This window comes from Streptomyces sp. NPDC049879, assembly GCF_044461265.1.
In the GTDB taxonomy this organism is placed as follows: Bacteria; Actinomycetota; Actinomycetes; order Streptomycetales; family Streptomycetaceae; genus Streptomyces.
In genome coordinates this window covers 494,505-519,825 of record NZ_JBITKT010000005.1, presented here as the reverse complement: position 1 = coordinate 519,825, position 25,321 = coordinate 494,505, and the positions used below count along the sequence as shown (strand labels likewise).

General features: G+C 72.3%; 33 protein-coding genes. 16 read left to right on the top strand and 17 right to left on the bottom strand.

Annotated elements, in window-relative coordinates:
• Nucleotides 1-20: 20 nt before the first annotated feature.
• Nucleotides 21-368: a metal-sensitive transcriptional regulator gene (locus ACIBPC_RS20525; RefSeq protein ID WP_362965692.1), complete on the bottom strand. Its 348-nt coding sequence runs from the start codon at nucleotides 366-368 to the stop codon at nucleotides 21-23.
• Nucleotides 369-564: 196 nt separating this feature from the next.
• Here ACIBPC_RS20525 and pstS point away from each other — a divergent pair, with 196 nt between their 5' ends.
• The 6 genes from pstS (at nucleotide 565) to ACIBPC_RS20495 (ending at nucleotide 6,027) form a co-directional block, all read left to right on the top strand.
• A complete protein-coding gene (gene pstS / locus ACIBPC_RS20520) occupies nucleotides 565-1,668 on the top strand; it encodes a phosphate ABC transporter substrate-binding protein PstS (protein ID WP_362965690.1) in 1,104 nt (367 codons plus the stop codon).
• A complete protein-coding gene (gene pstC / locus ACIBPC_RS20515) occupies nucleotides 1,665-2,648 on the top strand; it encodes a phosphate ABC transporter permease subunit PstC (RefSeq protein WP_398846505.1) in 984 nt (327 codons plus the stop codon). The genes pstS and pstC overlap by 4 nt, the downstream gene beginning before the upstream one ends.
• Entirely contained in the window at nucleotides 2,645-3,727 is a 1,083-nt protein-coding gene (pstA, locus tag ACIBPC_RS20510; protein ID WP_398846504.1) for a phosphate ABC transporter permease PstA, read from the top strand. The genes pstC and pstA overlap by 4 nt, the downstream gene beginning before the upstream one ends.
• 42 nt (nucleotides 3,728-3,769) lie before the next feature.
• Entirely contained in the window at nucleotides 3,770-4,549 is a 780-nt protein-coding gene (pstB, locus tag ACIBPC_RS20505; RefSeq protein ID WP_362965684.1) for a phosphate ABC transporter ATP-binding protein PstB, read from the top strand.
• 96 nt (nucleotides 4,550-4,645) lie between these two features.
• On the top strand, nucleotides 4,646-5,518 hold the full coding sequence (locus ACIBPC_RS20500) for an aldo/keto reductase (protein WP_398846501.1): 873 nt from the start codon (nucleotides 4,646-4,648) through the stop codon (nucleotides 5,516-5,518).
• 11 nt (nucleotides 5,519-5,529) lie between these two features.
• Nucleotides 5,530-6,027, top strand: a complete 498-nt coding sequence (locus ACIBPC_RS20495; protein WP_398846499.1) for a hypothetical protein — start codon at nucleotides 5,530-5,532, stop codon at nucleotides 6,025-6,027.
• 58 nt (nucleotides 6,028-6,085) lie between these two features.
• Here ACIBPC_RS20495 and ACIBPC_RS20490 read toward each other — a convergent pair whose 3' ends face one another.
• The 3 genes from ACIBPC_RS20490 to ACIBPC_RS20480 all read right to left on the bottom strand — a co-directional run bounded on the left by ACIBPC_RS20490 (nucleotide 6,086) and on the right by ACIBPC_RS20480 (nucleotide 8,047).
• Nucleotides 6,086-6,229 carry a hypothetical protein gene (locus ACIBPC_RS20490; protein ID WP_398846497.1) on the bottom strand — a complete coding sequence of 48 codons (144 nt, stop codon included), beginning with the start codon at nucleotides 6,227-6,229 and terminating at the stop codon, nucleotides 6,086-6,088.
• 161 nt (nucleotides 6,230-6,390) lie between these two features.
• A complete protein-coding gene (locus ACIBPC_RS20485) occupies nucleotides 6,391-7,326 on the bottom strand; it encodes a CehA/McbA family metallohydrolase (RefSeq protein WP_398846495.1) in 936 nt (311 codons plus the stop codon).
• Between the two features lie 25 nt (nucleotides 7,327-7,351).
• Nucleotides 7,352-8,047, bottom strand: coding sequence for a flavodoxin family protein (locus ACIBPC_RS20480; RefSeq protein ID WP_398846493.1), 696 nt, complete (start codon nucleotides 8,045-8,047; stop codon nucleotides 7,352-7,354).
• 142 nt (nucleotides 8,048-8,189) lie between these two features.
• On the opposite strand from ACIBPC_RS20480, the gene ACIBPC_RS20475 reads away from it, so the two are divergent.
• Complete coding sequence (locus ACIBPC_RS20475) at nucleotides 8,190-9,074, top strand: LysR family transcriptional regulator (protein WP_362965780.1); 885 nt, start codon at nucleotides 8,190-8,192, stop codon at nucleotides 9,072-9,074.
• A 39-nt stretch (nucleotides 9,075-9,113) separates the two neighbouring features.
• On the opposite strand, the gene ACIBPC_RS20470 is transcribed toward ACIBPC_RS20475, so the two are convergent.
• Entirely contained in the window at nucleotides 9,114-9,566 is a 453-nt protein-coding gene (locus tag ACIBPC_RS20470) for a hypothetical protein (protein ID WP_398846492.1), read from the bottom strand.
• Nucleotides 9,567-9,904: 338 nt separating this feature from the next.
• Between ACIBPC_RS20470 and ACIBPC_RS20465 the strand changes: the two genes are divergently transcribed.
• The 3 genes from ACIBPC_RS20465 (at nucleotide 9,905) to ACIBPC_RS20455 (ending at nucleotide 12,659) form a co-directional block, all read left to right on the top strand.
• On the top strand, nucleotides 9,905-10,741 hold the full coding sequence (locus ACIBPC_RS20465; protein ID WP_398846490.1) for an alpha/beta fold hydrolase: 837 nt from the start codon (nucleotides 9,905-9,907) through the stop codon (nucleotides 10,739-10,741).
• Nucleotides 10,734-11,315 (top strand): TetR-like C-terminal domain-containing protein, encoded by a 582-nt coding sequence (locus ACIBPC_RS20460; RefSeq protein ID WP_398846488.1) that lies wholly within the window; start codon nucleotides 10,734-10,736, stop codon nucleotides 11,313-11,315. Before ACIBPC_RS20465 ends, ACIBPC_RS20460 begins: the two co-directional genes overlap by 8 nt.
• Nucleotides 11,316-11,384: 69 nt before the next feature.
• Nucleotides 11,385-12,659 (top strand): MFS transporter, encoded by a 1,275-nt coding sequence (locus tag ACIBPC_RS20455; protein WP_398846487.1) that lies wholly within the window; start codon nucleotides 11,385-11,387, stop codon nucleotides 12,657-12,659.
• On the opposite strand, the gene ACIBPC_RS20450 is transcribed toward ACIBPC_RS20455, so the two are convergent.
• Complete coding sequence (locus ACIBPC_RS20450) at nucleotides 12,598-13,440, bottom strand: SDR family NAD(P)-dependent oxidoreductase (protein WP_398846485.1); 843 nt, start codon at nucleotides 13,438-13,440, stop codon at nucleotides 12,598-12,600. The two genes, ACIBPC_RS20455 and ACIBPC_RS20450, sit on opposite strands and share 62 nt — an antisense overlap.
• 29 nt (nucleotides 13,441-13,469) lie before the next feature.
• Nucleotides 13,470-13,829, bottom strand: a complete 360-nt coding sequence (locus tag ACIBPC_RS20445) for a nuclear transport factor 2 family protein (RefSeq protein ID WP_398846483.1) — start codon at nucleotides 13,827-13,829, stop codon at nucleotides 13,470-13,472.
• 77 nt (nucleotides 13,830-13,906) lie between these two features.
• On the opposite strand from ACIBPC_RS20445, the gene ACIBPC_RS20440 reads away from it, so the two are divergent.
• The gene (locus ACIBPC_RS20440) at nucleotides 13,907-14,428 is read left to right on the top strand and encodes a winged helix-turn-helix transcriptional regulator (protein ID WP_398846481.1); all 522 of its coding nucleotides are present in this window, start codon (nucleotides 13,907-13,909) and stop codon (nucleotides 14,426-14,428) included.
• On the opposite strand, the gene ACIBPC_RS20435 is transcribed toward ACIBPC_RS20440, so the two are convergent.
• The 6 genes from ACIBPC_RS20435 to ACIBPC_RS20410 all read right to left on the bottom strand — a co-directional run bounded on the left by ACIBPC_RS20435 (nucleotide 14,377) and on the right by ACIBPC_RS20410 (nucleotide 17,656).
• Nucleotides 14,377-14,889 carry an AAA family ATPase gene (locus ACIBPC_RS20435; RefSeq protein WP_398846479.1) on the bottom strand — a complete coding sequence of 171 codons (513 nt, stop codon included), beginning with the start codon at nucleotides 14,887-14,889 and terminating at the stop codon, nucleotides 14,377-14,379. The genes ACIBPC_RS20440 and ACIBPC_RS20435 overlap by 52 nt on opposite strands.
• A gap of 46 nt (nucleotides 14,890-14,935) precedes the next feature.
• Nucleotides 14,936-15,805, bottom strand: a complete 870-nt coding sequence (locus ACIBPC_RS20430; RefSeq protein WP_398846478.1) for a glycosyltransferase family 2 protein — start codon at nucleotides 15,803-15,805, stop codon at nucleotides 14,936-14,938.
• Nucleotides 15,806-16,078: 273 nt separating this feature from the next.
• Nucleotides 16,079-16,303: a DUF397 domain-containing protein gene (locus ACIBPC_RS20425; RefSeq protein ID WP_398846476.1), complete on the bottom strand. Its 225-nt coding sequence runs from the start codon at nucleotides 16,301-16,303 to the stop codon at nucleotides 16,079-16,081.
• An 18-nt stretch (nucleotides 16,304-16,321) separates the two neighbouring features.
• Nucleotides 16,322-16,546 carry a DUF397 domain-containing protein gene (locus tag ACIBPC_RS20420; protein ID WP_398846474.1) on the bottom strand — a complete coding sequence of 75 codons (225 nt, stop codon included), beginning with the start codon at nucleotides 16,544-16,546 and terminating at the stop codon, nucleotides 16,322-16,324.
• 22 nt (nucleotides 16,547-16,568) lie between these two features.
• Nucleotides 16,569-16,793 (bottom strand): DUF397 domain-containing protein, encoded by a 225-nt coding sequence (locus ACIBPC_RS20415; protein WP_398846472.1) that lies wholly within the window; start codon nucleotides 16,791-16,793, stop codon nucleotides 16,569-16,571.
• The gene (locus ACIBPC_RS20410) at nucleotides 16,790-17,656 is read right to left on the bottom strand and encodes a helix-turn-helix transcriptional regulator (RefSeq protein WP_362965637.1); all 867 of its coding nucleotides are present in this window, start codon (nucleotides 17,654-17,656) and stop codon (nucleotides 16,790-16,792) included. Before ACIBPC_RS20410 ends, ACIBPC_RS20415 begins: the two co-directional genes overlap by 4 nt.
• A gap of 85 nt (nucleotides 17,657-17,741) precedes the next feature.
• Here ACIBPC_RS20410 and ACIBPC_RS20405 point away from each other — a divergent pair, with 85 nt between their 5' ends.
• The 5 genes from ACIBPC_RS20405 to ACIBPC_RS20385 all read left to right on the top strand — a co-directional run bounded on the left by ACIBPC_RS20405 (nucleotide 17,742) and on the right by ACIBPC_RS20385 (nucleotide 20,047).
• Complete coding sequence (locus tag ACIBPC_RS20405; protein WP_398846469.1) at nucleotides 17,742-18,320, top strand: ATP-binding protein; 579 nt, start codon at nucleotides 17,742-17,744, stop codon at nucleotides 18,318-18,320.
• Nucleotides 18,317-18,550, top strand: coding sequence for a hypothetical protein (locus ACIBPC_RS20400; RefSeq protein WP_362965632.1), 234 nt, complete (start codon nucleotides 18,317-18,319; stop codon nucleotides 18,548-18,550). Before ACIBPC_RS20405 ends, ACIBPC_RS20400 begins: the two co-directional genes overlap by 4 nt.
• Nucleotides 18,547-18,750, top strand: coding sequence for a hypothetical protein (locus tag ACIBPC_RS20395; RefSeq protein WP_398846467.1), 204 nt, complete (start codon nucleotides 18,547-18,549; stop codon nucleotides 18,748-18,750). Before ACIBPC_RS20400 ends, ACIBPC_RS20395 begins: the two co-directional genes overlap by 4 nt.
• 83 nt (nucleotides 18,751-18,833) lie before the next feature.
• Nucleotides 18,834-19,037, top strand: a complete 204-nt coding sequence (locus ACIBPC_RS20390; RefSeq protein ID WP_398846465.1) for a DUF5708 family protein — start codon at nucleotides 18,834-18,836, stop codon at nucleotides 19,035-19,037.
• Nucleotides 19,034-20,047, top strand: coding sequence for a protein kinase family protein (locus ACIBPC_RS20385; protein ID WP_398846463.1), 1,014 nt, complete (start codon nucleotides 19,034-19,036; stop codon nucleotides 20,045-20,047). The genes ACIBPC_RS20390 and ACIBPC_RS20385 overlap by 4 nt, the downstream gene beginning before the upstream one ends.
• Here the strand turns inward: ACIBPC_RS20385 and ACIBPC_RS20380 are convergent.
• From ACIBPC_RS20380 to ACIBPC_RS20365, 4 genes are all read right to left on the bottom strand, one after another.
• Nucleotides 20,031-20,501, bottom strand: coding sequence for a GNAT family N-acetyltransferase (locus tag ACIBPC_RS20380; protein WP_398846461.1), 471 nt, complete (start codon nucleotides 20,499-20,501; stop codon nucleotides 20,031-20,033). The two genes, ACIBPC_RS20385 and ACIBPC_RS20380, sit on opposite strands and share 17 nt — an antisense overlap.
• A 90-nt stretch (nucleotides 20,502-20,591) precedes the next feature.
• Entirely contained in the window at nucleotides 20,592-21,143 is a 552-nt protein-coding gene (locus ACIBPC_RS20375; protein ID WP_398846459.1) for an EF-hand domain-containing protein, read from the bottom strand.
• Nucleotides 21,144-21,259: 116 nt separating this feature from the next.
• On the bottom strand, nucleotides 21,260-21,796 hold the full coding sequence (locus tag ACIBPC_RS20370) for a GNAT family N-acetyltransferase (protein WP_362965620.1): 537 nt from the start codon (nucleotides 21,794-21,796) through the stop codon (nucleotides 21,260-21,262).
• 73 nt (nucleotides 21,797-21,869) lie between these two features.
• Nucleotides 21,870-25,160: a S8 family peptidase gene (locus tag ACIBPC_RS20365; protein WP_398846457.1), complete on the bottom strand. Its 3,291-nt coding sequence runs from the start codon at nucleotides 25,158-25,160 to the stop codon at nucleotides 21,870-21,872.
• Between the last annotated feature and the right edge of the window lie 161 nt (nucleotides 25,161-25,321).

Genomic DNA, 25,321 nt, shown 5'->3' with positions numbered 1-25,321 from the left:
CCCGGGTCGGCCGCGCCGTGTCAGGACCGCAGCAGCCGTGCGATGGCGGCCGTCGCCTCCTCGACCTTCGCGTCGATCCCGGGCCCGCCCTCCTGGGCCGCGTGCGCCACGCAGTGCCGCAGGTGTTCCTCCAGGAGCTGGAGGGCGAAGGACTGGAGGGCCTTGGTGGAAGCGGAGACCTGGGTGAGTATGTCGATGCAGTACACGTCCTCCTCGACCATCCGCTGGAGGCCGCGGACCTGCCCCTCGATGCGGCGCAGGCGCTTGAGGTGCGCGTCCTTGTCCTTGCTGTACCCGTGCGGTCCGTCCGCGTGCGCCGCCTCGTGTGCCGCGCCCGGGTCCGCCGTGAATGCGCTCGAACTGGTCATATCGGTACTCCCGGACTCTTATACCCCTGATGGGTATAGCGTAACGAATACGCGCCGGGGCAGGCAGTAAGGTGCACCTTCCGGGCAACCTCCCTGCCCGCTGGGGTTCATCTCCTCTTCACTTACGCCCATCGATGACTTCACCTTGGCTGCCTACTTTCGAACGTAAGTGGCAACGGGAAGGAACGACACGACAGTGAAGCTACGCCTCGGCGCGGCGGTCCTGGCCTTTGCGGGCCTGGGCCTCACTGCCTGCGGTTCGGACGACAACTCCGGCCTCCCCGGTGCCGTGCGGTTCTCCCCCAAGGACGTCGCCTGCGCCCCCGGCGACGGCACGCTCCTCGCCTCCGGCTCCAGCGCCCAGGCGAACGCCATGGAGATCTGGGTGAACAGCTACCAGGCGAACTGTGAAGGCGGCCGGATCAACTACAAGGCGACCGGCTCCGGCGCGGGCGTGCAGGAGTTCCTCCAGGGCACCACCGCGTTCGCCGGCTCGGACTCCGAGCTGTCCCCGCGCGAGATCGAGGAGTCGCGCTCCGTGTGCCGCGACGGGGGCCGTGCGATCCACCTGCCGATGCTGGCAGGCCCGATCGCCATCGGCTACAACCTGCCGGGCGTGGACGACCTGGTCCTGGACGCGGAGACCCTCGCGCTGATCTTCGACTCGGAGATCGGCCGCTGGGACGACCCGGCCATCGCCCGGCTCAACCCGGACACGGACCTCCCGGACCTGCCCATCACCCCGTTCCACCGCTCCGACGGCTCGGGCACCACCGACAACTTCACCGCCTACCTGCACGAGGCCGCCCCCGACGCCTGGCCGCACGAGCCGGACAAGGCGTGGCGCGGACGCGGCGGCCAGTCGGCGGACGGCTCGTCCGGCCTCGTCGGCCAGGTGCAGCAGAACGAGGGCGCGATCTCCTACTTCGAGCTGTCCTACGCCCACCAGAACGGGGTGGACACCGCCCGCGTCGACACCGGCGCCGACGAGCCCGTCCCCGCCGACGTGGACACGGCGTCGAACGCCCTCGCCGAGGCGGACGTCACCGGCGCGGACGGCGACCTCGTCCTCAGCCTGGACTACGCGACGCGCGAGCCCGACGTCTACCCCATCGTCCTGGTCACCTACGAGATCGTCTGCGACCGGGGCAACGCCCCCGGCACCCTGCCGCTGACCAGGGCGTTCCTGGAGTACACGGCCGGTGAGCAGGGGCAGCGCGACCTCGCCGAGATCGATTACGCGCCGCTGTCCGACGGCATCGTCGAGCGGGTACGCGCGCGCGTCGAGGAGCTGTCATGACGCCGAGCGCCCAGCGGAACGAGGAGCGGCGCGCCGACCGCGACGCCGACCGCAACGCCGAGCGCCTCGGCGACCGCGTCTTCAGCGGCCTGTCCCGCGGCTCGGGTATCGCCCTGCTCGCGATCATGGCGGCCATCGCCGTCTTCCTGGCCATCCGGGCGGTCGTCGCGATCTCCCGGAACGAGGGCAACTTCCTCACCACCTTCCAGTGGGACGCGAACGCCGACCCGCCCGTCTTCGGCATCGCCGTCCTCCTCTTCGGCACGGTCGTCAGCTCCGTCATCGCGATGGTGCTGGCCGTGCCGGTGGCGATCGGCATCGCCCTGTTCATCTCCCACTACGCGCCCCGCCGCGTCGCCGCGACGTTCAGCTACCTCGTGGACCTGCTGGCGGCGGTGCCGAGCATCATCTACGGCCTGTGGGGCGCGCTGTACCTGGTGCCGCACATGACGGGCCTGTACGAGTGGCTCGACCAGTTCTTCGGCTGGACGGGGATCTTCGCGTACGACGGGACGCCCGCCCGTTCCCTGATGACGGTCGGCATCCTGCTGGCGGTCATGATCCTGCCGATCATCACGAGCGTGACCCGCGAGGTGTTCCGCCAGACGCCGAAGGGGCACCAGGAGGCGGCGCTCGCGCTGGGCGCGACGCGCTGGGAGGTCATCAGGATGACGGTCCTGCCGTTCTCCCGGTCGGGCGTCATCAGCGCGTCGATGCTGGGCCTCGGGCGCGCGCTCGGGGAGACGATGGCGGTGGCGACGGTGCTGTCGCCGAGCTTCCTGATCAACGCGAGCCTGCTGGAGTCGGGCGGCGCCACGTTCGCGCAGAACATCGCCAGCCAGTTCAAGGAGGCCGGTTCCATGGGCCGTGACGCGCTGATCGCCTCCGGTCTGGTGCTCTTCCTCCTCACCCTGCTCGTCAACGGCGCGGCGCGGCTGATCATCGCGCGCCGCAAGGAGTACTCGGGGACCGCCGCATGACCGGATCCAGCTCTGTCACCGACGCCACGGCGGACGCCCCGCTCGTGGCCCCCGCGGCGCTGCGCCCGCCGCGCCTGCCGCGCTGGGCGACGGGCGCGCTGCTGGTCGGCGCGGTCGCGTTCGCCGTGGTCGTGGGCGTCGTCGGCCGCCTGCACAGCCACCTCCAGTGGGGCCTGATCGCGGCGGTCGTCTTCGTCGCCGCGACGTTCGGCCTGGCCTGGCGCGTCGAGGGCAGGCGGCGGGCGGTGGACCGGCTGGCGCTGCTGCTCGTGTGGGCGTGCTTCCTCGTGGCGCTGCTGCCGCTGGCGTCGCTGTTGTACGAGACGATCAGGCGCGGCGTGCCGCATGTGGACTGGTACTTCCTCACCCACTCGATGAACGGCGTCCTCAGCTGGCAGGCGGGCGGCGGCATCTACCACGCCATCCTCGGCACGCTCGAACAGGTCGCGATCGCCTCGGTGATCGCCATCCCGATCGGCCTGCTGACGGCCGTCTACCTGGTGGAGTACGGGCGCGGGCGGCTGGCGAAGGCGATCACGTTCTTCGTGGACGTGATGACGGGCATCCCGTCGATCGTCGCGGGCCTGTTCATCCTCAGCCTGTGGATCATGATGCTGGACTTCGGCTACTCGGGCTTCGCGGGCGCCATGGCGCTGGCCATCCTGATGATGCCGATCGTGGTCCGCTCCACCGAGGAGATGCTGAAGCTGGTCCCGGCGGAGCTGCGGGAGGCGTCGCTCGCGCTGGGCGTGCCGAAGTGGCGCACGATCCTCGGCGTCGTCCTGCCGACCGCCATCGGCGGCATCGCGACCGGCGTGATGCTGGCGCTGGCGCGCATCGCGGGCGAGACCGCGCCGATCATCCTGCTGGTCTTCGGCACCAACATGATCAACGGCAACGTCTTCGAGGGCGCCCAGTCGTCGCTGCCGCTGTACGTGTACGAGCAGTGGTCGTTCGGCACCGAGGCCGCGTACGACCGGGCGTGGGCGGCGGCGCTCGTCCTCATCGCGTTCGTGATGGTCCTGAACCTGGCGGCGCGCGCCGTCGCCCGCTGGAAGGCACCGAAGTCCGGTCGCTGACGCCCGGCCGCCCCTCACTGAGAGAAAGAAACGACACCGATCATGGCCAAACGCATCGACGTGAACGGCCTCACCGCCTACTACGGGACGCACAAGGCGATCGAGGACATCACCATGCACGTGGAGCCGGGCGCGGTCACGGCCTTCATCGGCCCGTCCGGCTGCGGCAAGTCCACGTTCCTGCGCACCCTGAACCGCATGCACGAGGTGACGCCGGGCGGCCGCGTCGAGGGCAAGGTGCTGCTGGACAACGAGGACCTGTACGGGCCCGGCGTGGACCCGGTCTCGGTGCGCCGCACGGTCGGCATGGTCTTCCAGCGGCCCAACCCGTTCCCCACCATGTCGATCTACGACAACGTGGCGGCCGGCCTCAAGCTCAACGGCACGCGGTACAAGAAGTCCGAGCTGGACGGCATCGTGGAGGAGAACCTCCGCGCCGCGAACCTGTGGAACGAGGTCAAGGACCGCCTCGGCCGCCCCGGCGCCGGCCTGTCCGGCGGGCAGCAGCAGCGGCTGTGCATCGCGCGCGCCACGGCCGTCGAGCCGGACGTGCTGCTGATGGACGAGCCGTGCTCCGCGCTCGACCCCATCTCGACGCTGGCCATCGAGGACCTGATCGACAAGCTGAAGACGCGGTACACGATCGTCATCGTCACGCACAACATGCAGCAGGCGGCGCGTGTCTCGGACCGCACCGCGTTCTTCAACCTGGCGGCGATCGGGCAGCCGGGGAAGCTGATCGAGGTGGACGCGACGCAGAAGATCTTCCGCAACCCGTCGGTGCAGGCCACCGAGGACTACATCTCGGGCCGCTTCGGCTGAGGGCCCTTCGGGCGCGGTGATGCCGGGGAACAGCGCGGGCGCTCGTTAGGTTGCGGTCGTGGTACGACGAACGACCGACGAAGGGCACGGACACCCATGACCGACGACCAGCGCCTCGCGGCGGCATCCGGCACGTTCTCCCTCGGCGGCGACCTGCCCGTCACCCGCCTCGGCTTCGGCATCATGCAGCTGCCTGGCCCGGGGGTGTGGGGCGAGCCGAGGGACCGCGACGAGGCCCTGCGCGTCCTGCGCCGCACGCGCGAGCTGGGCATCACGCTGATCGACACCGCCGACGCGTACGGCCCGTACATCGCGGACGAGCTGCTGCGCGAGGCGCTGCACCCGTACGACGACGAGCTGGTGATCGCGACGAAGGTCGGCTTCACGCGGCAGGGCCCAGGCCAGTGGGCGCCGGTCGGCCGCCCGGCCTATCTGCGGCAGCAGACCGAGCTGAACCTGCGCAACCTCGGCGTCGAGCGCATCGACCTCCTCCAGCTGCACCGCATCGACCCGGACGTGCCGCTCGCCGACCAGATCGGCGAACTGGCCGCGCTGCGGAGCGAGGGCAAGATCCGGCACATCGGCCTGAGCCAGGTGAGCGTCGCCGAGATCGAGGCGGCCCGGGAGATCGCGCCGATCGTGTCCGTGCAGAACCGCTACAACCTCGGCGAGCGCGCGGACGAGGACGTGCTGGAGTACGCGGAGGCGAACGGCATCGCGTTCATCCCCTGGCACCCGCTGGCCACCGGCGGCCTCGCCGGTACGGACAGCCCGCTCACGCGCATCGCCGACGAACGCGGCCTGCGCCCGTCCCAACTGGCCCTGGCCTGGCTGCTGCACCGCTCCCCGGTGATCCTCCCGATCCCGGGCACGTCCTCGGTGCAGCACCTGGACGAGAACACGGCGGCGGCCGGAGTGAAACTCTCCGACGAGGAGTTCACAGCATTGTCCGACGCCACAGCATCCTGAACACTGCGTGTGTGAGGCGGACTTGGCGGATGACGGCCACGGCGGCGGCGCTGCTCGCCGCCGTGGCCGCCTGCTCAGGCGGTGGCGGTGACGAACGGGCGGCGCTCACCGTCCCGTCACCGCTCGGCCCGCCGTCCGCCGACGCTCTGGTGCCCGCCGCACCACCGGACGGCCCCCCGCAGGACATCTCCGCCGCACCACGGGCCACACGGGCGGACCGGCCCGGCGCGGCCGTCCTGCCCTGGGAGTTCGCGGCCCTGCGGGACGGCGGACGGGAGGTCGTCATCCGCTACACGGAGGGCATCGCCTGCCGCTACAGACCGCTCGGCGTCCTGGTCGAAGAGGGCCCCGACGGCGTGGAGATCGCCCCCCTCAGCGCCGAACTGCACCCCGACCCGGCCGAGATGTGCGCCGCCGTCCAGCCCTTGCCCGTCTCTCGCATGATCGCGCTCACCGAACCCCTGGGCGACCGCCCCCTGTTGCACGCCCCGACCACTCCCCTGACGTAGACCGGGCCTACGGCAATCCGCGTCGGCAGCGGACGGCGCCGACCGGCGGGCAGCCGGGCTAGGAGCAGCGTTCGCCGCGCAGCAGCGCGAGGTGGTCCTCGATCGCCCGCCCCATCGCCTCCACTTCGGCGCTGAGGTCCCGCACGGACGCCCGCTTGTTCCCCTCCTGGCCGTCCCCGTCCACGGCCGTACTCTCGTTCACCGCTCGTCCGCCCGTTCGGGAACACCCCGCAGCACGGCCAGCAGCCGGACGGCCGTGGGTGTCATGCCGCTGCGCGACTCGAAGGTCCCGCACGGCCCGGTCATGGCCGTCCGCTGTGCCGCGTGGGGGGCGCGCCGGGTTGGGCTGAGAGCGCGGGCCTCTCAGCGAAGTACGACGGGGTTGGTCAGGGCGGCCATCTTGCCGTTGGGAAAGCGGACTTCGGCGCGTACGAAGGCCGCGTCCGTGTGCCATTCGACGGTCTTTGCCGTGGTGCGGTGTGCCGGGCCCTGCTCGGTGTGCAGGGTGACGGTCCCGCCGGGTACGCCCGCCACGGTGACGCGTACCAGCGCTTCGCCGTCCGCCGCCAGCCGTTCCCCGATGCCCGCGACGCGGCCCGACGCCTCGGCGGAGACGGTCAGTTCGACGGCGGCCGAGGCGGCGATCCAGCTGCGTCCGGCGCGCAGGCCCGACAGGACGGCCGCTGTCGTCAGGTCCTCGGCGTGCACGACGGTGTGCGGATGGGCGAGTTGCCCCGGCAGGTGGGCGTCGCTGCCGCCCGTCGCGGGCCGCCACCGGCCGCCGCCGGGGATGTCGGCGGCCAGTGCGCGGGCCCATTCGGCGAGCGCCGCCTCGTTGTCCGCCTGCCACGGCACGTCCGACGACCAGGCGCCGTTCCACACCTCCACGGCGTCGAAGCCGTCGTAGGGGTAGCGGAATGTGCCGGTCGGGTACGGCGCGTGGGGGTGTGCGGCGACGCACAGGCCGCCGACGCGGCGCACCTCGTCCACCTGCCGCTCGACACGGCCGTCGCCGACTCCGTAGTCCCAGTCCACCAGTTGACCTGGGCGCAGGCCGAGCGCGAGCCAGTGCCCGGTCCTGGTGGTGACCTCCTCGCCGAGCACCACCAGCAGGTCGTCACCGGCGTACGGCGACCACGCGCCGTGCGGGGCGGGGGAGTTGTGCTCGGTGGTCGCGAGGAAGTCGAGCCCGGCGGCGCGGGCGTCGGTGGCGAGCCGCTCGGGCGTCAGCTCGCCGTCCGAGTGGACGGAGTGCACATGGCAGTCGCCCCGGTACCAGCCGCGCCCACGTCGTGCCATGGCCCCAGCGTAGAGGCGGGGGCGGTCAGGCGGCCCCGGCCGTCTCGCGGAGGGATGCCGAGAGGGCGCGGGCCTCGTGTTCGGTCATGCGGGGTGTCTCGTACGGCACGCCGTTCACCCAGCGCTGGGCCAGGCGCGCGATGCGCTCGCCGTAGCGTTCGGCCGTGATCATGTCGCCGAGCGATCCCGCCCGGTCGGCGTCGTGGTCGGCGTGGCTCTGGCTCATCAGGCCGAGCCACGAGCCGAGGCGGTTGAGGTCGTCGCGCGAGCCGCCGCTCCAGTTGTTGCCCGGCATGTCGCCGACGCCGACCCACTGCATGCCGAGCTGCGCGCCGAAGACGGACAGCTGCTGGAGGACGGTCAGCTTGTCGCCGCTCTGCGAGGCCGACATGGTGAACCCGCCGGCCAGCTTGTCCTTCCACGCCTGCGTCGTGAACGCCGTGAACGCGGCCTCCATGAACGCCTTGAACACCGCCGACACGCTGCCCATCAGCGTCGGGCTGCCGAGGACCAGCGCGTCGGAGCGTTCGATTAGCGCCATCGCCTCCGCGTCGTACCAGCGGCCCGCGTTGACGTCCTCGGCGCGCACCTCGACGAGGTGCACCTCCGCGCCCGGGACGGTCCGCGCCCCGGCGGCGATGTGTTCGGCCAGGGCCTGGGTGTGGCCGTGGACCGAGTGGTAGACCACGGTCACGGTGACGGTGACGTCGTTGGCTGTCATGTGCTTCTCACTGCTTCCGGTCGAGCCTGCTCCTGCCTGCCCTCCCATCACAGCGCGTGCGCGGCCAGGCATCAACGAGAGACTTCGACGTGCAGCGATCGGTGACGCCGATCGATCGCGTTAGCCTGGCGGGGTGGACAGGATGGAACTGGAGGCGTTCGTCGCCGTCGCCGAGGAGCTGCACTTCGGCCGCGCCGCCGCGCGCCTGCACCGGGGGCAGCCGACGGTCAGCGACGCCGTGCGGCGGCTGGAGAGCACGCTGGGCGGGCGGCTGTTCCACCGCACCAGCCGCCGCGTCGCGCTGACCGGCCTCGGCGAGGCGCTGCTGCCCGACGCCCACGCCGCCCTCGCCCAGCTGCGCCGTTTCCAGCAGCGCGGCCGCGCCCTGGCCGCGGGCGACGGGACGGGCACGACCCTCGTCGTCGGGCACGCCGAGTACACCGGCCACCGGCTGCTGCTGCGCTGCCTGCCCCGGCTGCGCGACCGCTTCCCCGACGTGACGATCGTCCCCGAGCCGATGCCGACCACCGCCCAGCTCACCGCCCTGCGGGCCGGGGCGATCGGGCTCGGCGTCGGCTGGGCGACGGACGGGGTGACGGGCGTACGGGCGCGGGTGCTGTCCACCGAGCGGTTCACGGCGCTCGTTCCCGAGGCCCATCCCCTCGCCGACCGCGCCGAGTTGAGCGCGGCGGAGCTGTCCACGACCGCCCTGCTCACCTGGCCGCACCAGATCAACAGCGGCCTGTGCGACCGCCTGCTGGCCGCGTTCCGTATCGGCGGGGCGGACCTGCGGATCATCAGGACGGCCGACAGCGTGCAGGCCATCGCCGCCCACGTCGCGGCCGGGACGGGCATCGGCATCACCGTCGCGTCCGCGCTCGACCACCGGCCGCCGGGGCTGCGCGTCATCCCGCTCACCGGCCCCTCGACCACCGCGGACCAGGTGATCCTGACCCCCGCCGAACCGTCCGGCGCGGCCGAGGCGCTGCACGACCTGCTGCTGGACGCCGCCTCGGCGGAGCGCTGACCGGGGGGCCGGCCGTCGGCAGGACCCGGCGGGTGCGGGTCAGTCCGTCGCGGGGACGAGGCGCGGTAGCGCGACGGTGACGGGCACGGTCGCCCTCGCGCTGTCGTACAGCGTGTACTCGAAGTCGGTGGACTGCGGGCCGAGAGGGCTGGCGCCGACGTGCGGCCACAGCGTGAACTTGATCGTGTAGAGGCCGGAGATCTCCAGCGTCAGCATCTGCCGCCGGTACTTCAGCGAGTAGATCTGGCAGAACGCCGTGACCGGTGTCGTGCCCGCCGGAAGGAGGCTGTGCAGCAGCCGGAACTCCGGCTGGTTCATGATCCTCAGCTGCTCGTCGGCGGAAGTCCCGCCGAAGACGATGGAGTTGTAGTCGTTCCTGACGTCGTCCTTCGGGTAGGCCCAGAAGGCGTCCTGCCAGCCGGCGAAGAAATCGGCGAATTCGGTGAAGCCGGGCGGCAGGGCATCACCCAGGCGCCTGACGATGACACTCATGCGGTCTCTCCTTCGTCTTGTCCGCCCTCGCGCTGTGCCGCCGTTGGCGTACCGGGCGTGGAGGCCGCCGCCGCTGTCGCGCGGTGCGGCGGTGTGGCGGCACACAGCGCCGTGAACGTGCCTGCCCCTGGACGGCGGGACCGTGTCGGCGCGTCGTCGGTGAGGCCTGATCCCGGCGGAGCACGACGCGATGTGCCCTCTTGCGCGCCGGTGTGTCGATGCGCGTAGGCCGACCGTGGCGGCCTGCCCGGCAAGACCGTCCCGGGCAGCGGGCTTGACAGCGTTGGCTATCGGGCATAGCTTTTTGGCTATAAGCAATAGCGAGTCCTGGAGGGGCCATGGCCGAGTACCTCGCCGTCGACGGCGGCACGATCGCGTACGAGGTGGCGGGGACCGGCCCGCTGGTCGTGCTCGCGCACGGCCTGGGCGACAGCCGCGCCGCGTACCGCTCGGTGGTCCCGCCCCTGGTGGCCGCCGGGTACCGCGTGGCCGCCGTCGACCTGCGCGGCTGCGGCGAGTCCAGCGCCGACTGGTCCGACTGGAGCCGCACCGCCATCGCGGGCGACCTGCTCGCGCTGGTCCGGCATCTCGGCGGCCCGGCCGTGCTCGTCGGCCACTCGATCGCGGGCGGCGCCGCCACCATCGCCGCCGCGCGGGAACCCGAACTGGTCAGCGGACTGGTCGAGTTGGCCCCCTTCACCCGCAAGCAGTCGATCCGCCCCGGCGACCTGCGGATCAAGCGCGTCCGGCAGGGCATGCTGCGCCTCCTGGGCGCGACGGTGTCCGGCAGCACGCGGCAGTGGCGCGCGTACCTCGACGTCGCGTACCCCGGCGTGCGCCCGGCCGACTGGGCCGGGCGGCTCGACCACATCGACGCGATGCTGCGCGAGCCGGGCCGGCGGAAGGCGTTCACGGGCATGCTCCGCGCCGCCCCGGCCGACGCGGGCGCGCAGCTCGGCGGCGTCCGCGCGCCCGTCCTGGTCGTGATGGGCACGCTCGACCCCGACTGGGCCGACCCGCACGCCGAGGGCGCGGGCATCGTGGCCGCCCTGCCGCCCGGCCTGGGCCGCGTGGAGCTGGTCGAGGGCGCCGGGCACTACCCGCACGACCAGTTCCCGGAGCAGGTCGTCTCGCTGATGCTCCCGTTCCTGAAGGAGAATGCCGCCCGTGCCTAGAGCAGGACTGAACACGGAACGGGTCGTCGCCGAGGCCGCCGCGATGGCCGACGAGACGGGGACCGACCGGCTCACCCTCGCGGCCCTCGCCGCCCGCCTGGGGGTGCGCCAGCCGTCGCTGTACAAGCACATCGACGGCCTCGCGTCGCTCCGGCAGCGCATCGCCGTGCTGACGAAGAACGAGCTGGCCGACGTGCTGGGCCGCGCCGCCATCGGCCGCGCCCGCGCCGACGCCCTGGTGGCGGTGGCGCACGCGTACCGCGCCTGGGCGCTGGAGCACCCCGGCCGCTACCAGGCCGCCCAGCGGGCCCCCGTCCCCGGCGACGCCGACGACGAGGCGGCGAGCGCCCGTGCCGTCCAGGTGCTGGCGACGGTGATGGGCGGCTACGGCTTCGGCGGCGACGACGCCGTGGACGCCATCCGGTCCTTCCGGGCGGCGCTGCACGGGTTCGTCGCGCTGGAGACCGGCGGCGCCTTCGCGCTGCCCGTCGACATCGACCGCAGCTTCGACCGCCTCGTCCGTACTCTGGCCGCGGCGCTGGCGGACTGGGGCGGGGACGCCGGGGCGCGGTAGGCGCGACAACGGGCGGTTGTCGCCCGCGCGGGAACAGTTGTTTGATTTCGCCCCCTGCCTGCGGCTTGGATGCCGGGCGTGAGAGGTACGGCGGGCAGGCGGGCGCTGGGGCGCCGGTTCGGGTGGCTGTGGGCGGCGTACGCGGTGAGCGCGTACGGCACGGCGCTCGGCTTCGGGGCGTTCACTCTGGTCGCGGTGGAGGTGCTGGACGCCGGACCGGCGCGGGTGGCGCTGCTCGCGGCGGCGGGGCGGGCCGTGGGGGCGGTGCTGGCGGTGCCGCTCGGGCCGTGGGTGGAGTTCCGCCGCAAGCGGCCGGTGATGGTGGCGACGGACCTGGTGCGGTGCGCGGCGCTGCTGACCGTACCGGCCGCGTACGCGCTGGGGCGCCTCGGTTACGCGCATCTGCTCGCCGTCGCGGTCGTCGTCGCGGCGGCCGACATCGCGTTCCGCGCGGCGAGCGGCGCGTACCTGCGGCACCTCCTGCCGCCCGGGGACCTGCTCGCCGCCAACAGCCGCTTCGAGGCGACCGGTTGGACGGCCACCATGACCGGCCCGCCCGTCGGCGGCGCGGCGGTCGCGCTGTCAGGCCCGGTGGCGACCGTGGCGGCCAACGCGGTGAGCCACCTGCTGTCCGCCCTCGGCATCCGCGCCATCGGCGGCACGGAACCGGCCCCGGCCCGGCCGCGAGCGGCGCGGCCCCGGGCGGGCGACCTGCTGGCGGGCTGGCACCACATCCTCGGCCACCCCGTGCTGCGCCCGCTGTTCCTCAACGCCCTCGCCGTCAACGGGCTGATCATGGCGTCCGAACCGCTCCTCGCCGTCCTCCTGCTGCGCGACCTCGGGCTCGAACCCTGGCAGTACGGGCTCGTGTTCGCGCTGCCGTGCGCCGGTGGCCTCGCCGGCTCGCGCCTGGCGCCCCGCCTCGTGGCGCGGTACGGCCGCGACGCGGTGCTGCGCGCCTCCGGGTGGCTGCGGGTGTGCTGGCCGCTGGGGCTGGCGTTCATCCCGGCGGGGGTGCCGGGGATGGTGCTGTTCGTCGCCCTGCAGCTCGGGCTGGTGACGTGCTGCGCGCTGTTCAACCCGGTGCTGGCCACGTACCGGCTCCAGCACACGGACGGCGGCCTGGTCGCCCGTACGCTCGCCGCGTGGTCGGTGAGCGCGGGGCTCACCATCGCGGCGCTGACGGCGGGTTGGGGCCTGCTGGCCGCCGCCACGAGTCCGCGCACGGCCGTCGCCGCCGCCGGACTCCTGCTGCTGGCCACGCCGTCGCTGCTCCCGCGTGCTACGGGCCGGGCGGGAAGTCCGCGCCGCGCGAGGCGGCCTCGTGGGCGCGCAACTCACTGAGCATGCCGTTCAGTTGACCGTGCACGGCGTCGTAGCCGCCGGAGCCGAGGACGAGCCGGTGCGGCGGCGTGTCCTGCTCCATCGCGTCCAGGACCGCCCGTACTCCCCGCCGGGGATCGCCCGGCTGCCGCCCGTCCTGCCCGACCATGGCGGCGCGCACGTCCTCCACCAGCGGCACGTACGCGTCCACCGTCTCCGCCACCGGCTCGTCGGCGAAGCCGGAGTACGCGCGGGTGCGGAAGGCGCCGGGCTCGACGGCCAGCACGCGGATGCCGAACGGCGCCACCTCCCGCCGCAGCACCTCGGTCAGGCTCTCGACGGCGGCCTTGGCGGCGCTGTAGTAGCCGAAGCCGGGCACGCCCCGCAGCCCGGCGACCGAGGACATGCTGACGACCCACCCGCCGCCCCGGGCCCGCATGCCCGGGAGGACGGCGCGCAGGACGTCGGCGACGGCGAAGAAGTTCAGCTCGAACGACCGCCGCACGTCGGCCTCGGGCGTGCCTTCGACGGAGCCGTACCAGCCGCGCCCCGCGTTGTTGACGAGGACGTCGATGCCGCCGAACCGCTCCTCGGCGGCGCGGACGGCCTCCCGGACCTGCCGGGCGTCGGTGACGTCCAGCGGCAGGACGAGCGCCCTGCCGTCGTGGGGGCGCGCCCAGTCGGCGAGCAACTGGGGGCGGCGCGCGGTGAGGACGACGTTGTCGCCGCGTCCGAGCGCGGCGTCGGCGTAGGCCGGGCCGAAGCCGCCCGGGGTGCCGCCGGTGATGAACCAGGTCTTCATGCTTCCTCGTCGCTTACGGGCCGTGCTGTTCAGGGGGCGATGACGAGCGCGCTGATCAGGCCGTCGTCGTCGAGGACGAACCGGTGGCGCAGATCGACGGTGCCGCCGGGGAAGTCGCCTTCGAGGTGCTGGACGACGGTGTACGCGCCGGGCCCGTCGTGCGTGGCCCCGACCGGGGTGGCGGTGTACGTGAACCGGGAGGTGGCCTCCTCGAACCACTCCCCGATGGCGGCGTGGCCCCGGTGGGTCCTGCCGTCGTCGGTGACGGTGGCCTCCGGCGCGAACGCGGCGAGGGCGGCGGCGGCGTCCCGCGCGTCGTGGGCCAGCAGGTGGAGCCGGACGGCCTTGGGCAGGGCCGCGATGTCGACCGGTTCGGGCTGGTGGGTCATGGCTGCCTCGCACGAGTAGGTGACTGCTAGAATAGAAGCAAGTGACTTTCACTTTAGCAGTGACTCGGGAGGGTGCCATGGCGAGCAGGGTCAGGCTGGAGGACCGCGAGTGCCCGCTGTCCACGACCGTGCAGCACGTCGGCGAGTGGTGGACGCTGCTGATCCTCCACGACGCGTTCGACGGCTACACGCGCTTCGACCAGTTCCAGCAGAGCCTGGGCATCTCCACCAGCATGCTCACCGCACGCCTGAAGACCCTCGTCGCGGACGGCCTGCTGGAACGGCGCCCGTACCAGGAGAACCCGGTCCGCCACGAGTACGTCCTCACCGAACGCGGCCGTTCCCTGCGCCCGGTGATCGTCACCCTGGCCGCCTGGGGCAACCGGCACCTGGCCCCGGAGGACCGGTCGATGATCCTCGTGGACGCGGCGACCGGCGAGGAGACGGACCCGATCGTGGTCGACGCGCGCACCGGCAAGCCGCTGGACGACAGCGGGACCTACGTGTTCACGGCGGGCCCGGCCGCGAGCGCGGCAATGCGCGCCCGCTACACCGAACTCGACCGCCGCCGCGCCTCCGGAGGCACCGGACGGGCCTGAAGCGCGTCGAGCCGCCGCACCACCTCGTCCAGGGGCGCGGACGCGTCGATCTCGACCGTGGCCCCCGCGCGCAGCAGGGGTTCGACGTGGGCGAGATGGGACAGGACGAGGGCCCGTTCCTCGTCGGTCTTGCCGTACGGGTTGGTGGTGCGTCCCGCGATCCGGGCGAGGAGGACTTCGGCAGGCGCGCTCAGCAGGACGACGTGCTCGAACCACCGGTAGAACGCGCCCTGGTTCGTCTTGCAGCCCGAGACGAACAGCTTCCCGCTGGAGTGACCGGTCAGCAGCTCGGCCATCGCGTCCTCACGCCACACCCAGTCGGCCGACCCGTCGGGTTGGGTGACCCAGCGGCTCCACTCGTCGGTGTCGGTGTCCACCACACGATGCCCGAGCCGCCCGAGCCGCCGCAACGCACTCGACTTGCCGGTCCCGGACATGCCGGTGACGAGAACTCTCAACACCCGCGCACGCTACCTCGCCCCCGACGGTCGGCGACGAGCCCAGGTGTCACAGCACCGGGGGGCGGCCGAGGCGGGTCATGGTCCACACCGTGGACCACCGCATCGGGCGGCGCGTGCCGCAGGGGGTGCGCCAGCCCTCCGCGAAGCCGCCGAACCAGGCCCGCAGCCCAGCCGCGTCGCGGGTGCGCAGCAGGGTCAGCGCCGTCCACACCCCCAGGTAGAGCGGTACGAGCACGGCGGGCAGATGGCGCCGGGCCAGGTAGACGCGGTTGCGGGCGGTGGTCCGGTGGAAGAACGCGTGCCGGGCGGGCGAGGTGCGGGGGTGCTGGAGGAGGAGGTCCGGCGCGTAGACGATCTTCCAGCCCGCGTCCAGCGCGCGCCAGGCCATGTCCGTCTCCTCGTGCGAGAAGAAGAACGCGTCCGGCCAGCCCCCGACCTGCGCCAGCATCCGCCCGGACAGCACATGCGCGCCGCCGAGGAACGTCGTCACCCGCCCGCCGCGCAGCGGGTCACCGGCCCGCAGGCGCGGGACGTGGCGGCGCTGGGTGAATCCCGTCTCGTCCGCGATCCGGAAGCCGACGATCCCCAGCGCCGGGTCCGCCTCGTACAGCCGCACGATCCGCGCGAAGTCGGTGTCGGAGACGAGCAGCCCGTCGTCGTCCAGGTCGAGCACCAGGTCCATGTCCCGCAGGTGCGCCAGGGCGGCGTTCCGCCCGCCGGTCACGCCGAGGTTCTCCGGCAGCTCCACCGCCGTCACCCAGGACGGCAGCCCCAGCCCCGCGAGGGAACAGCCGCTGCCGACGACCACGACACGCGCGGCCGGTACCGTCTGCGCCCGGACAGAGGCGAGCAGCGCGGTCAGCTCCCGAGGCCGATCCCCCATCGTGAGGATGGCAACGCCCAACGTCAGGCTCATCCGTGGCGTCCTTCCAGCAGACGAGAGGTGAACACGGGCCACGAAGCGTAGCGTTCCGGGGTAGCACCCACGCCTCAGCCGGTCGGCGCGGAGATCCGGGGCATCCCCGAATGCCGAAGACGCCGGTGGCGGTCGGCAGCGCGGCGAATCGGGCGGTCGCTGAACGCTGGGTGCACCAGGACCGCCCGGACCGGTGAGGTTCACGGGCGGCGGATCGCTGGAAGTCTTCCGGTGGAAGTCAGCTCCCCACGACCTCGCCGCCCGGAGGCCGGCTCAGGGGAGCAGGAGGTTGGCCTGTCCGTTGCGGATGCCGCCGGTGTAGGCGCGGTAGTCGTCCTCGGAGAGGAGGAGCACGGCGGCGTCGGGGTTGCCGACGTCCTTGGAGTCGCGAAGGGCGACAACCCCGTCCACGAAGGCGACCTCAAGGCAGTTGTCACCCCCATTGCTGAGCGTGCTCCTTGCCCAAACGGCCTGGGTGAGATCGACATTACGGATCACAGGGTCTCTCCGAGTTCGTCAGGGGAGGACGAGGTTCGTCTGTCCGTTGCGGATGCCGCCGGTGTAGGCGCGGTAGTCGTCCTCGGAGAGGAGGAGCACGGCGGCGTCGGGGTTGCCGACGTCCTTGGAATCGCGGAGGGCGACAACCCCGTCCACGAAGGCGACTTCGAGGCAGTTGTCACCCCCGCTGCTCAGCTCGCTCTTTGCCCAAGTGGCGTCGGAAAGGTCTACTTTCCTGATCACATCGAACCTTTCGGACGCTGGATCAAGGGAGCAGGAGGTTGGCCTGTCCGTTGCGGACGCCGCCGGTGAAGGCGCGGTAGTCATCCTCGGACAGAAGAAGGGTGGCGGCGTTCGGGTTGCCGACGTCCTTCGAGTCCCGCAGAGCCACAACGCCATCGATGAACGCGACCTCCAGGCAGTTGGTGCTGCCACTGCTCAAGGCGCTTTTGGCCCAGACAGCGTTGGAGAGGTCAACTTTCTTGATCATCTGTAGCGTTCCTTGATCACTTTGTGGATGTAGGCCAGCGTGGCTCGCGTGTCGAGTGCCTCGGCTCTCAAATGGTCGAACTGCATCTCGTAGCGCGCCAAGTGGACATCCTCCTCCAGGTAAAGAGAAGTTGTCACCTGCTCCAGGACGGCCACCGGAGGACCGGCGGCGAAGTGCAGCAGCTGGAAAGGGCCGTTGATGCCCGTATGCGCCCCTTGGTCGAAGGGCAGCACCTGGATGTCGACGTTGTCGTGTTCCTCCGACACGTTCAGGAGATGCTGAAGTTGCTCTGTCATCACGGCGTTGCTCCCGACGCGCCGCATGAGCGCTGCCTCATCGACGATGCACCACAGTCGGAGAGGGTTGTCTCCGGTGAGCAGCTTCTGTCTGGCCAGCCGTAGCTGGACAAAGTTGCGGATCTCTCGCTGGTAGTGCCACGAGCGCCCACCCTCAACGATCGCGTACGCGTAAGCCTCGGTCTGGAGCAGCCCGGGAACCACGGCTTCGAAGGTTTCGCTCTTCGTCGCCAGTTCCTCCAGCTGGAGATACTCGGCGAACGGACCGGGGATCGCGCTCTGGAACTCGTTGAACAGGTTGTTCCGGCGGCCGTTGGCGGCGAGTTTGGCCAGTTCGCGGATGTGTGCGCGGCGTACCTCGTCCGTCAGGCCGTAGATCTCGAAGTAGCCGAAGACCGAGGTCGGCGGTACGCGTTGCTTGCCGTTCTCGATGCGGCTGAGTGACGGGCCGCCCGGCAGGTCGAGCCGTTCGGATGCCTCGACCAGGGACAGGCCGGCGGCCTTGCGGAGTGCCCGCAGTTCGAGGCCGAGGCGTCGGCGGTGCAGGTTCGGCTGTGCGTCAGTCATGGGGTGACCTCCCTCGGCCGCAGCCTAGCGATCAGGGGAAGGTGCCGAGAAGGGCAAACATAGGTTCGGTCAACCTTTTGGGTACATGGCGTTGCGGACAACATTCCCGCCGTGCCACAGTGTGCCGAGCCTACGTTGCGTATCTGTCCGGCGACTCTCCATGAGAACGCCTGGCGGGCTCGTTCGCCGCCACCCCCACCCCGGTGTGGTGCCTGACAGCTCTGGAGGTGCGATGAAGCCCCCGCAGGAACTTCGCCCGGAGACGCAGTGCGCGTACGCCTGGGCCTTAACGGCTCGTGAGAGGGAGATCGGGGTCTGGCGGCGTGTTGTCGCGGATGTGTTCGGTGGGTGGGGGGCGGCTGAGGAGGCCGTGGAACTCGCGCGGCTGGGTGTCTCCGAGCTGCTGACCAACGTCTGCCGCCACGTGGACGACCCCGCCTGCTACCTCCAGGTCGTCCGCGACGCCGGGCAGGCCGTGGTCCTGGTGATCGACCGTTCGCGGCGGATGCCGAAGAACACCGAGGAACCCGACTGGGCGGCGGCGACCGGGCGCGGGCTGTGGATGCTGCGCGAGATGGCGGGCGAGTTCGGCGTGCAGACGCTGCCGTACCGGCAGGGGAAGGCCGTCTGGTTCGCCTGCGACCTCGGGGAGGTCGTGAAGTGACGGCGCGGGGGCGGACGTTCAGGTTCAGGGAGTGGACGGTCCGGCCGGAGAACGGCCAGTTCCACTTCTCCGCCGAGTGCGTCGTGTGCGACCAGTACGGGCCGGAGGAGGAGTCGTCGGACGCCGCCCTGCGGTGGGTCTTCGGGCACCTCCGCGACAACCCGGGGCACCACGCGTACCGCGAGCGGATCACCCGCCCCTACCGCGCCGTCCCCGGGAGGTGGCTGTGAGGCAGTACGCGCTGGTCGTGGCGACGGCCGCTGTCGTGGCCGGGGCGGCGGTGTTCGCCTGGCGGCGTGCCCGTCCGGCCCCCGGCGGCCGCTGCGTCGCGTACACCGGCGACCCGCCCCCGGCGCCGTTCCCGCCCCCGGCCGTCATCAACGTGCCTACCGAAGAGGCGCTGTTCCGCCGGATGTTCCCCGACGGCTGACCCCGCCGCGTACGACGAAGTGTGCAGGCCGGGTCAGCCGTCGGGGGGAGGATCGCCGCCGGGCCGGCTCGTAGCGTCGCAGCATGAACAGTGCTGGAAGGAACCTGGTCGAAGGCGTGGTCACCGGTCTTGGCGGGCTCGCGCTGTGGCAGTTCACGGACGGGGTGGACACACCCGTCGTGACGCTGACCAAGGTCGGGGTGGTGATGATGTGGGTCGGTGGCGCGTTGGTCCTGTGGGGGGCCGCCCAGGCCGCCTATGTCATACGCACCAGGAGCGGAACGTGAACGAACGGGCGCGCGTCCACCGGAAGGTGGCGGCGGAGCTGGCCGGGCTGGACGATGGGCGGCTCGATGCGCTGGTGCGTGGCGCCGAGCCGCTCGGCTCCGGGATCGGGGGGCGTTCGGCGGCGCTCGACGTCGCCGGGACGCGGGTGTTCGTGAAGCGGGTGCCGCTGACGGACGTCGAGCTGGAGCCGGGGAACGCGCGGTCCACCCGCGACGTCTTCGGCCTGCCCCTGCCGTACCACTACCGGGTCGGGTCCTGCGGGATCGGGGCGTGGCGTGAGCTGGCCGTGCACGAGATGACGACCGCCTGGGTCCTCGGCGGCGCGTACGGCGGCTTCCCGCTGACGTACCACTGGCGCGTCCTGCCCGACACGCCGCCGCCCGGGTTCGTGGACGAGTTCGGCGGGATCGACGGCTCGGTGGCGTACTGGGGCGGTTCACCCGCCGTACGGGCGCGACTTGAGGCGATCGCCGGAGCCCGGCACAGCCTCGCGCTGTTCCTCGAACACATCCCGCACACGCTCGCCGCCCACCTCGCCGGGCAGTCCGACGCGGCCGAGTGGGCGCGGGTGGAGCGGGACGTGATGCGCGGCGCGGACTTCATGGCGGATCGCGGACTCATCCACTTCGACGCGCACTTCGAGAACGTCCTCACGGACGGCGGCGCGGTCTACTTCGCGGACTACGGGCTTGCGCTCAGCGACCGGTTCGCGCTGGCGCCGGACGAACGGGCGTTCCTGGCAGACCACTTGGGCTACGACCGTGCCACCGCCGCCTCCCAACTCCTGCGCCAGCCCGTGGTGGACGGCGTACGCACGCTGGCCGAGCAGCGCGCGTTCCTCGACCGCTGGGCGGCGGGGGACAGGCCGCCCGGGACGCCGCCCGAGGTGGCGGCGATGATCGACCGGCACGCCGGGCCCGTACGCGCCCTCGGTGACTTCCACCTGCGGCAGTTGGCGGACAGCCCGTGGGTGCTCTACCCGGCCGCCGACATCAGCGGGGCAGCCTGACCTCCATCAGCGGCAGCACCCGGCCGGGGATGGACCCGGACGGCGTCTCGCCGATCCGCACGGCGCCCATCGCCTCGTAGAACCCCACGGCGTGCGGGTCGGCGTCGAAGACCAGGCGTGTGCAGCCGGAGGCGCGCGCGGTGTCCGCCGCGTGCGCGAACAGCAGGCGCCCGACGCCCGCGCCCATCGCCTCGGGCGCCACGAACATCATCCCCAGCACGGCCTGCGGCGGCGCGCCGTCCACCGTGGTGAACCCGACGAGCGCGCCGTCCGCCCGCTCCGCCACGGCCGAGCGCTCCGTGCGCTCGGCCGTGATCGTCAACTCCTCGCGGCAGGCCGCCATGAACGCCTCGTCGTACCCCCAGTGCGCCTTGGAACGGAGGGCGAGGTCCGTCAGCGCGGCGGCCTCGTCGCGGCGCGCGGGCCTGATACGTACGGTGTCGGTGCCGGTCATCGCGTGGCCTCTCCGGTGGGGGCGCCTGTCCGGCGCACCCTACGGACAAGGGCGCGAGCCGTCACCGGAATTACCGGCGGCCGGGCGGACTCAGTCCGCGATCGGGCCGAACAGCAGGCTGCCGGGGGCGTTCAGGTCGGACGAGTAGTGGAACTCCCGGGTCGCGCGCAGGAATTCCTGACGGCTCACACACCCGTCGCCGTCGAGGTCCAGCCTGTCGAACGTGTCCACGGCGTCCGGGTGGGCGATGCCCCATACGGTGAGGTACTGCTGGAACTCCGACCTGCCGATGCCGTTGTCGCCGTCGCTGTCCATGACGTCGAAGACCGCGTGCGACAGGCCCTCGACCAGGTTGAAGCGGCTGGTGTCCACGCTCGCCAGCCGGTGCGTCTCGATGAACTGCTCACGGCTCAGGCGGTCCTTGCCGTCCGCGTGCCGCAGCAGCTCCAGCCAGTACATCTGGTAGCCGGCCGTCAGGGCACGCGCCCGGCGGTCCTCCTTGGCGATCCCGTAGCCGGTCAGGAAGCGGTCCACGATCCGCTGGAAGTCGGACCAGTCGGCGAACCCGTCGCCGTCGGAGTCGACGGCGGTGAACATCCGGTCCAGCTTGAGCGTGATCGGGTCGGCGGTGGCGGTGGCCATGGGCGTGTTCCCTCCCGGGGTGTGGGGTCCGGGCATTCCGGACACGCGTCACGCTAGCCACGCCCGCACCGGCCGCAGGGGAAGAAGGGCGGGCGGTCCCTCGATGGAGTGAACGGTCAGGCGCGCCCCGCCGTCCACTGGTCGCGCGTCACCGCGTACTCCACCTCGCCGTGCTCCGAGCCGGGGATACGCTCCGGCCAGTCGCCGTGGTAGGCGCGGACGAACGACAGGCCCGCCTTTTCCATCACGCGGCGGGAACCCGCGTTCACCGCCATGGTGTTGGCTGTCACGCGCCGGACGCCCAGCTCCGTGAAGCCGTGCGCGACGAGCGCCCGCGCGCCCTCGGTGGCGTAGCCGAGGCCCCAGGCGGCGCGGCGCAGCCGGTAGCCCAGCTCCACCGTGCCCGGCTCGCCGTCCACCGCGACCAGCTCGAACCAGCCCGCGAACGCGCCCGTCCCCCGTTCCCGCGCCGTCCAGTAGCCGGGCCGCCTCAGCCGGGGGAGCGCCACGGCCAGGACGTCCGCGCGGGACTCGGGGACGCCGCCGGTCAGGAAGCGCATCACCTCGGGGTCGGCGTGCAGCGCGGCGATGTCGTCGGTGTCCGCGTCGGTGACGGGCCGCAGGTCGAGACGGTCGGTGGTGAGGGTGCGCATGGGCCGATCCTGGCCGTGAACGGGCCGGGCCCGCCACGATGTTTCGTGGCGGGCCCGGCGGACTGCGGTGCTTTTACTTGGTGCGGTAGGCGTCGATGACGGTCTGGGTGCTGGTGTTGCCGTCCTCGTCGGTGACGGTGGCGCGGAACGACACCGACCCGCCTGCCGCCGGGTTGGTGACCTTCACCTTGCCGTTGCGGACGCGGACGTCGTCCCAGGTCTCGCCGCTGTCGTAGGAGACCTCGACGGCCGGGGTCTCCCCGGCGGCCGGGCCCTCGACGGTGACCGGGACGCGGTAGGTGCGGTCGGCGGGCGCCGTGCTGTCCACCGCGAGGCGCGGCGAGAAGCGGACAGCCGAGGCGGGCAGGCGTACGTACTCGTCCTCCGCCGTATGCGCCGACGTGAACGTCCACGACGAGGTGACAGTGGAGGAGACAGCCGCGGGACCGGCGCGTTCCACCGTCGTCACCAGCTCGTACTCGGCCTCTTCTGCGGGCAGTTCGAACGTCGTCCAGTCCAGCGGGACGGTGCTGGTCGCGAACTCCTCACCGTTCCGGTAGAGGGTGGTCGCGTAGGTGTCGGACCAGCCGGTGTACGCGTGGCCGCCACTGTCGCGGATCGGCGGGAAGGTGGCGAAGAGGTAGTCCCCGCTGCGGTAGAGGCCTTCCTCGTCCGACGCGATCGACGTCCCGAGGACACCGACGTTGAACGTCTCGCTGACCCGCTCGCGCGGCGCGTACTCCCGGAAGGAGCCGACGAGCGAGCCCTCCGCACCGTCCGCCGCCAGGTGGTCGAGCTGCAGCTGCCACGCTCCGGCCGCCGCCTCGACGTACACGTCCACGGTCCGGGGCAGCGGACGCGGCGCGGCACCGGCCACCCAGATGTTCTCGTTGAACGCGTAGAGGAAGCCCTCCGCGTCCGGGGACGGGGAGCCGAGCGTCGTGCGGACGCGCGCCATGTCGCGCTTGCGCAACTGCTCCTCGAAGCCCGTGTAGAGCGGGCCCTCGCGGAAGTCGGCGCCGTGGTACTCGGCGCTGTCCGTCTCCCAGGTGGCGCTGTAGAACGTGTCGGCGAACCAGTCGTCGGGCACGTCGCCGATCGTGCCGGTCGCGAAGCCGTCCTCAAGGCCCACGGCCCCGAAGCCGGAGCTGAAGCTGTTGCCGTCGGCGTCGGCGATGTCGTAGCCCACCGTCAGGTCGGTGAGTTCGGTGTCCCGCTCGGGCGCGGTGACCTCGAACGGGCGGGCGTCGGCGGAGTCGGTCGAGACGGTCGTGTCCTCGGTCAGCGACAGGCGGGGCACGGACAGCCAGTCGGCGCCGACCGGGCTGTCGTCCTCGGGGTCGGCCCAGTCCCAGATGACGTTGTCCACCACGTAGTCACCCTCGGGCAGGCGCAGGGTGGCGGTGCCGTCCTCCGACGGGTCCACCCAGAAGAAGTCGCCCGTCACGAGGTTGAGGACCGAGCCGCTCCAGTCGGCGGTGGGCTCGCCGTCGCGGCCGGTGGCGGTGAGCGTCAACTCGTGGCGCTCCGACTCGCGTTCGACGCCGCCCGCGGTGCGGACGGTGGTGCCGTCGTCGCCGGTCGCGGTGACCCACAGGCCGTAGCCGCCGAACGCGTCGCCGAGGCGCGCGTCCGCCGTGACCTGGACGGTGGCCGTGCCGCCCGCCGGGACGGTCACGCTGTCCTGGGCGAGGGTGAACAGGCCCTCGGGCGCCGGGCTTCCGTCCGGGCCGAGGGTCGTCGTCGCCAGGTCGAGCGTCACGTCGGCGTCGCCGAGGTTGCGGTAGGTGAGGTCGCGGGTGACGGGCTCGGCCTCGTCCTGCGGGTAGGGGACCACGCCGAAGCTGAGGGGGCCCGACTCGGCGATGACGTTCTGCGCGATGGCGGCGGGGACGTCGATGCGTCCGGTGCCCTGCTGGTACGGGGAGTAGTAGGCGCCGGTGGAGACGGCGGATGAGGTGAGGGCCGCGCGGATCTGCTGGCCGGTCCAGTCCGGGTGGGCCTGGGCGAGGAGCGCGGCGGCGCCGGAGACGTGCGGGGTGGCCATGCTGGTGCCGCTGATGGCGACATAGCCGTCCGTGACGGGCGTGCCGTAGTCCCAGATGGCGGCGCCTTCCGCGCCCGCGGCGGCGATGTCCACGCCGGGGGCCGTCACGTCCGGCTTGACGAAGCCGTCGCCTGCCGTGGGTCCGGCGGAGGAGAAGTCGGCGAGGACGTCCTCCTTGTCGACGGCGCCGACCGTGAGGGCGGAGGCGGCGGTGCCGGGGCTGCCGACCGTGCCGGCGCCGGGGCCCTCGTTGCCCGCCGCGATGACGAACAGGACGCCGGACTCGGCGGACAGGGTGTCCACGGCCTCTTCGAGGAGGTCGAGTTCGGGCGTCGCGGTGCCGCCGAGGCTCATGCTGACGATGTCCGCGCCCTCGTCCACGGCCCACTGCATGCCTTCGACGATGTCGGACTCCCAGCCGGAGCCGTAGTCGTCGAGGACCTTGCCGTTGATCAGGTCCGCGCCGGGGGCGACGCCGGTGTACGTGCCGTCCGACATGGCGCCGGTGCCGGTCGCCGTCGAGGCCACGTGCGTGCCGTGGCCGTCGCGGTCCTCGGCGTCCTCGGCGTCGGAGAAGTTCTCGGCCGCGACGACGTGGTCGGCGACGTCGGGGTGGGTGGTGCTGATGCCGGTGTCGAGGACGGCGACGGTGACGCCCGTGCCGTCGTAACCGGCCTCCCACGCCTCGGGGGCGCCGATCTGCGGGACGCTCTCGGCCAGTGTCTTGGTGACGATGCCGTCGAGCGCGATCGCCTCGATGCCGGGCGCGGCCGTCAACGCCCGTGCGCCGTCGGCGGGTTCGGTGAGCTGCTGCCACAGGGCGCCCGCCTGGCCGGCGTCCACGGTGAGCGCCTCGCCGTCGATGGCGGGGAGGTCGGCGCGTACGTCCACCGACCGCAGGGTCGCCGGGCGGTCGCCGGTGTAGGTGACGATCAGCGGCAGCCCCTCCGCCTGCCGGTACGCGTCACGGCTCAGCTCGGTGACGTCGAACAGCCGCCGGTCGAGGGTCCCTTCGGCGAGGAGGCGCTCCGCGTCGGACGGGATGACGTACGTCGCCTCCCCGGCGCGCAGGACGCGGAAGGGTATGCCCTCCCTGCCCTCGGCGGGTATTAACCGCACGGTTCCTTCCGGGCCGTTCGTCAGCACCCGGTCACCGGTGACGAGCGTGACCAGCGTGGACGGGCCCTCGGCGGCGGACTGCCCGCCCGGCCGCTCCGCGGGACCCGCGGCGCCCGCGGGCCCGGCCGTGAGCGCGGCGGCGACGGCGGCGCAGGCCGCCACGGCGGCGACGCGCGCGCGGTGTCGTTTCGTTGTCAAACGTCTCTCCTGACGTGCACGAACTGTTTCGATCGGGTTCCGATCCGTCAACAAACACGCGCAGGGGGCCACTTCTGTCCCGCGAAGCGGCGTGAAGGTCTTGTGAAGAACGCGGACGGCCCGCGCCGGAGCGGGCGCGGGCCGTCGTCGTGCGGGCGGTG

Coding starts and splice junctions, on each gene's coding strand:
- ACIBPC_RS20485 (WP_398846495.1), bottom strand. CDS start 7,326: ATGGCACGACGTGGGCGCGGCTGGTACCGGGGCGACTGCCATGTGCAC.
- ACIBPC_RS20470 (WP_398846492.1), bottom strand. CDS start 9,566: ATGAGTGTCATCGTCAGGCGCCTGGGTGATGCCCTGCCGCCCGGCTTC.
- ACIBPC_RS20370 (WP_362965620.1), bottom strand. CDS start 21,796: ATGCGCACCCTCACCACCGACCGTCTCGACCTGCGGCCCGTCACCGAC.
- ACIBPC_RS20430 (WP_398846478.1), bottom strand. CDS start 15,805: ATGAGCCTGACGTTGGGCGTTGCCATCCTCACGATGGGGGATCGGCCT.
- ACIBPC_RS20480 (WP_398846493.1), bottom strand. CDS start 8,047: ATGACAGCCAACGACGTCACCGTCACCGTGACCGTGGTCTACCACTCG.
- ACIBPC_RS20390 (WP_398846465.1), top strand. CDS start 18,834: ATGAACAGTGCTGGAAGGAACCTGGTCGAAGGCGTGGTCACCGGTCTT.
- ACIBPC_RS20500 (WP_398846501.1), top strand. CDS start 4,646: ATGACCGACGACCAGCGCCTCGCGGCGGCATCCGGCACGTTCTCCCTC.
- ACIBPC_RS20440 (WP_398846481.1), top strand. CDS start 13,907: ATGGCGAGCAGGGTCAGGCTGGAGGACCGCGAGTGCCCGCTGTCCACG.
- ACIBPC_RS20375 (WP_398846459.1), bottom strand. CDS start 21,143: ATGGCCACCGCCACCGCCGACCCGATCACGCTCAAGCTGGACCGGATG.
- ACIBPC_RS20455 (WP_398846487.1), top strand. CDS start 11,385: ATGCCGGGCGTGAGAGGTACGGCGGGCAGGCGGGCGCTGGGGCGCCGG.
- pstB (WP_362965684.1), top strand. CDS start 3,770: ATGGCCAAACGCATCGACGTGAACGGCCTCACCGCCTACTACGGGACG.
- ACIBPC_RS20380 (WP_398846461.1), bottom strand. CDS start 20,501: ATGACCGGCACCGACACCGTACGTATCAGGCCCGCGCGCCGCGACGAG.
- ACIBPC_RS20445 (WP_398846483.1), bottom strand. CDS start 13,829: ATGACCCACCAGCCCGAACCGGTCGACATCGCGGCCCTGCCCAAGGCC.
- ACIBPC_RS20450 (WP_398846485.1), bottom strand. CDS start 13,440: ATGAAGACCTGGTTCATCACCGGCGGCACCCCGGGCGGCTTCGGCCCG.
- ACIBPC_RS20475 (WP_362965780.1), top strand. CDS start 8,190: ATGGAACTGGAGGCGTTCGTCGCCGTCGCCGAGGAGCTGCACTTCGGC.
- ACIBPC_RS20405 (WP_398846469.1), top strand. CDS start 17,742: ATGGCGTTGCGGACAACATTCCCGCCGTGCCACAGTGTGCCGAGCCTA.
- ACIBPC_RS20525 (WP_362965692.1), bottom strand. CDS start 368: ATGACCAGTTCGAGCGCATTCACGGCGGACCCGGGCGCGGCACACGAG.
- ACIBPC_RS20410 (WP_362965637.1), bottom strand. CDS start 17,656: ATGACTGACGCACAGCCGAACCTGCACCGCCGACGCCTCGGCCTCGAA.
- ACIBPC_RS20465 (WP_398846490.1), top strand. CDS start 9,905: ATGGCCGAGTACCTCGCCGTCGACGGCGGCACGATCGCGTACGAGGTG.
- ACIBPC_RS20415 (WP_398846472.1), bottom strand. CDS start 16,793: ATGATCAAGAAAGTTGACCTCTCCAACGCTGTCTGGGCCAAAAGCGCC.
- pstC (WP_398846505.1), top strand. CDS start 1,665: ATGACGCCGAGCGCCCAGCGGAACGAGGAGCGGCGCGCCGACCGCGAC.
- pstA (WP_398846504.1), top strand. CDS start 2,645: ATGACCGGATCCAGCTCTGTCACCGACGCCACGGCGGACGCCCCGCTC.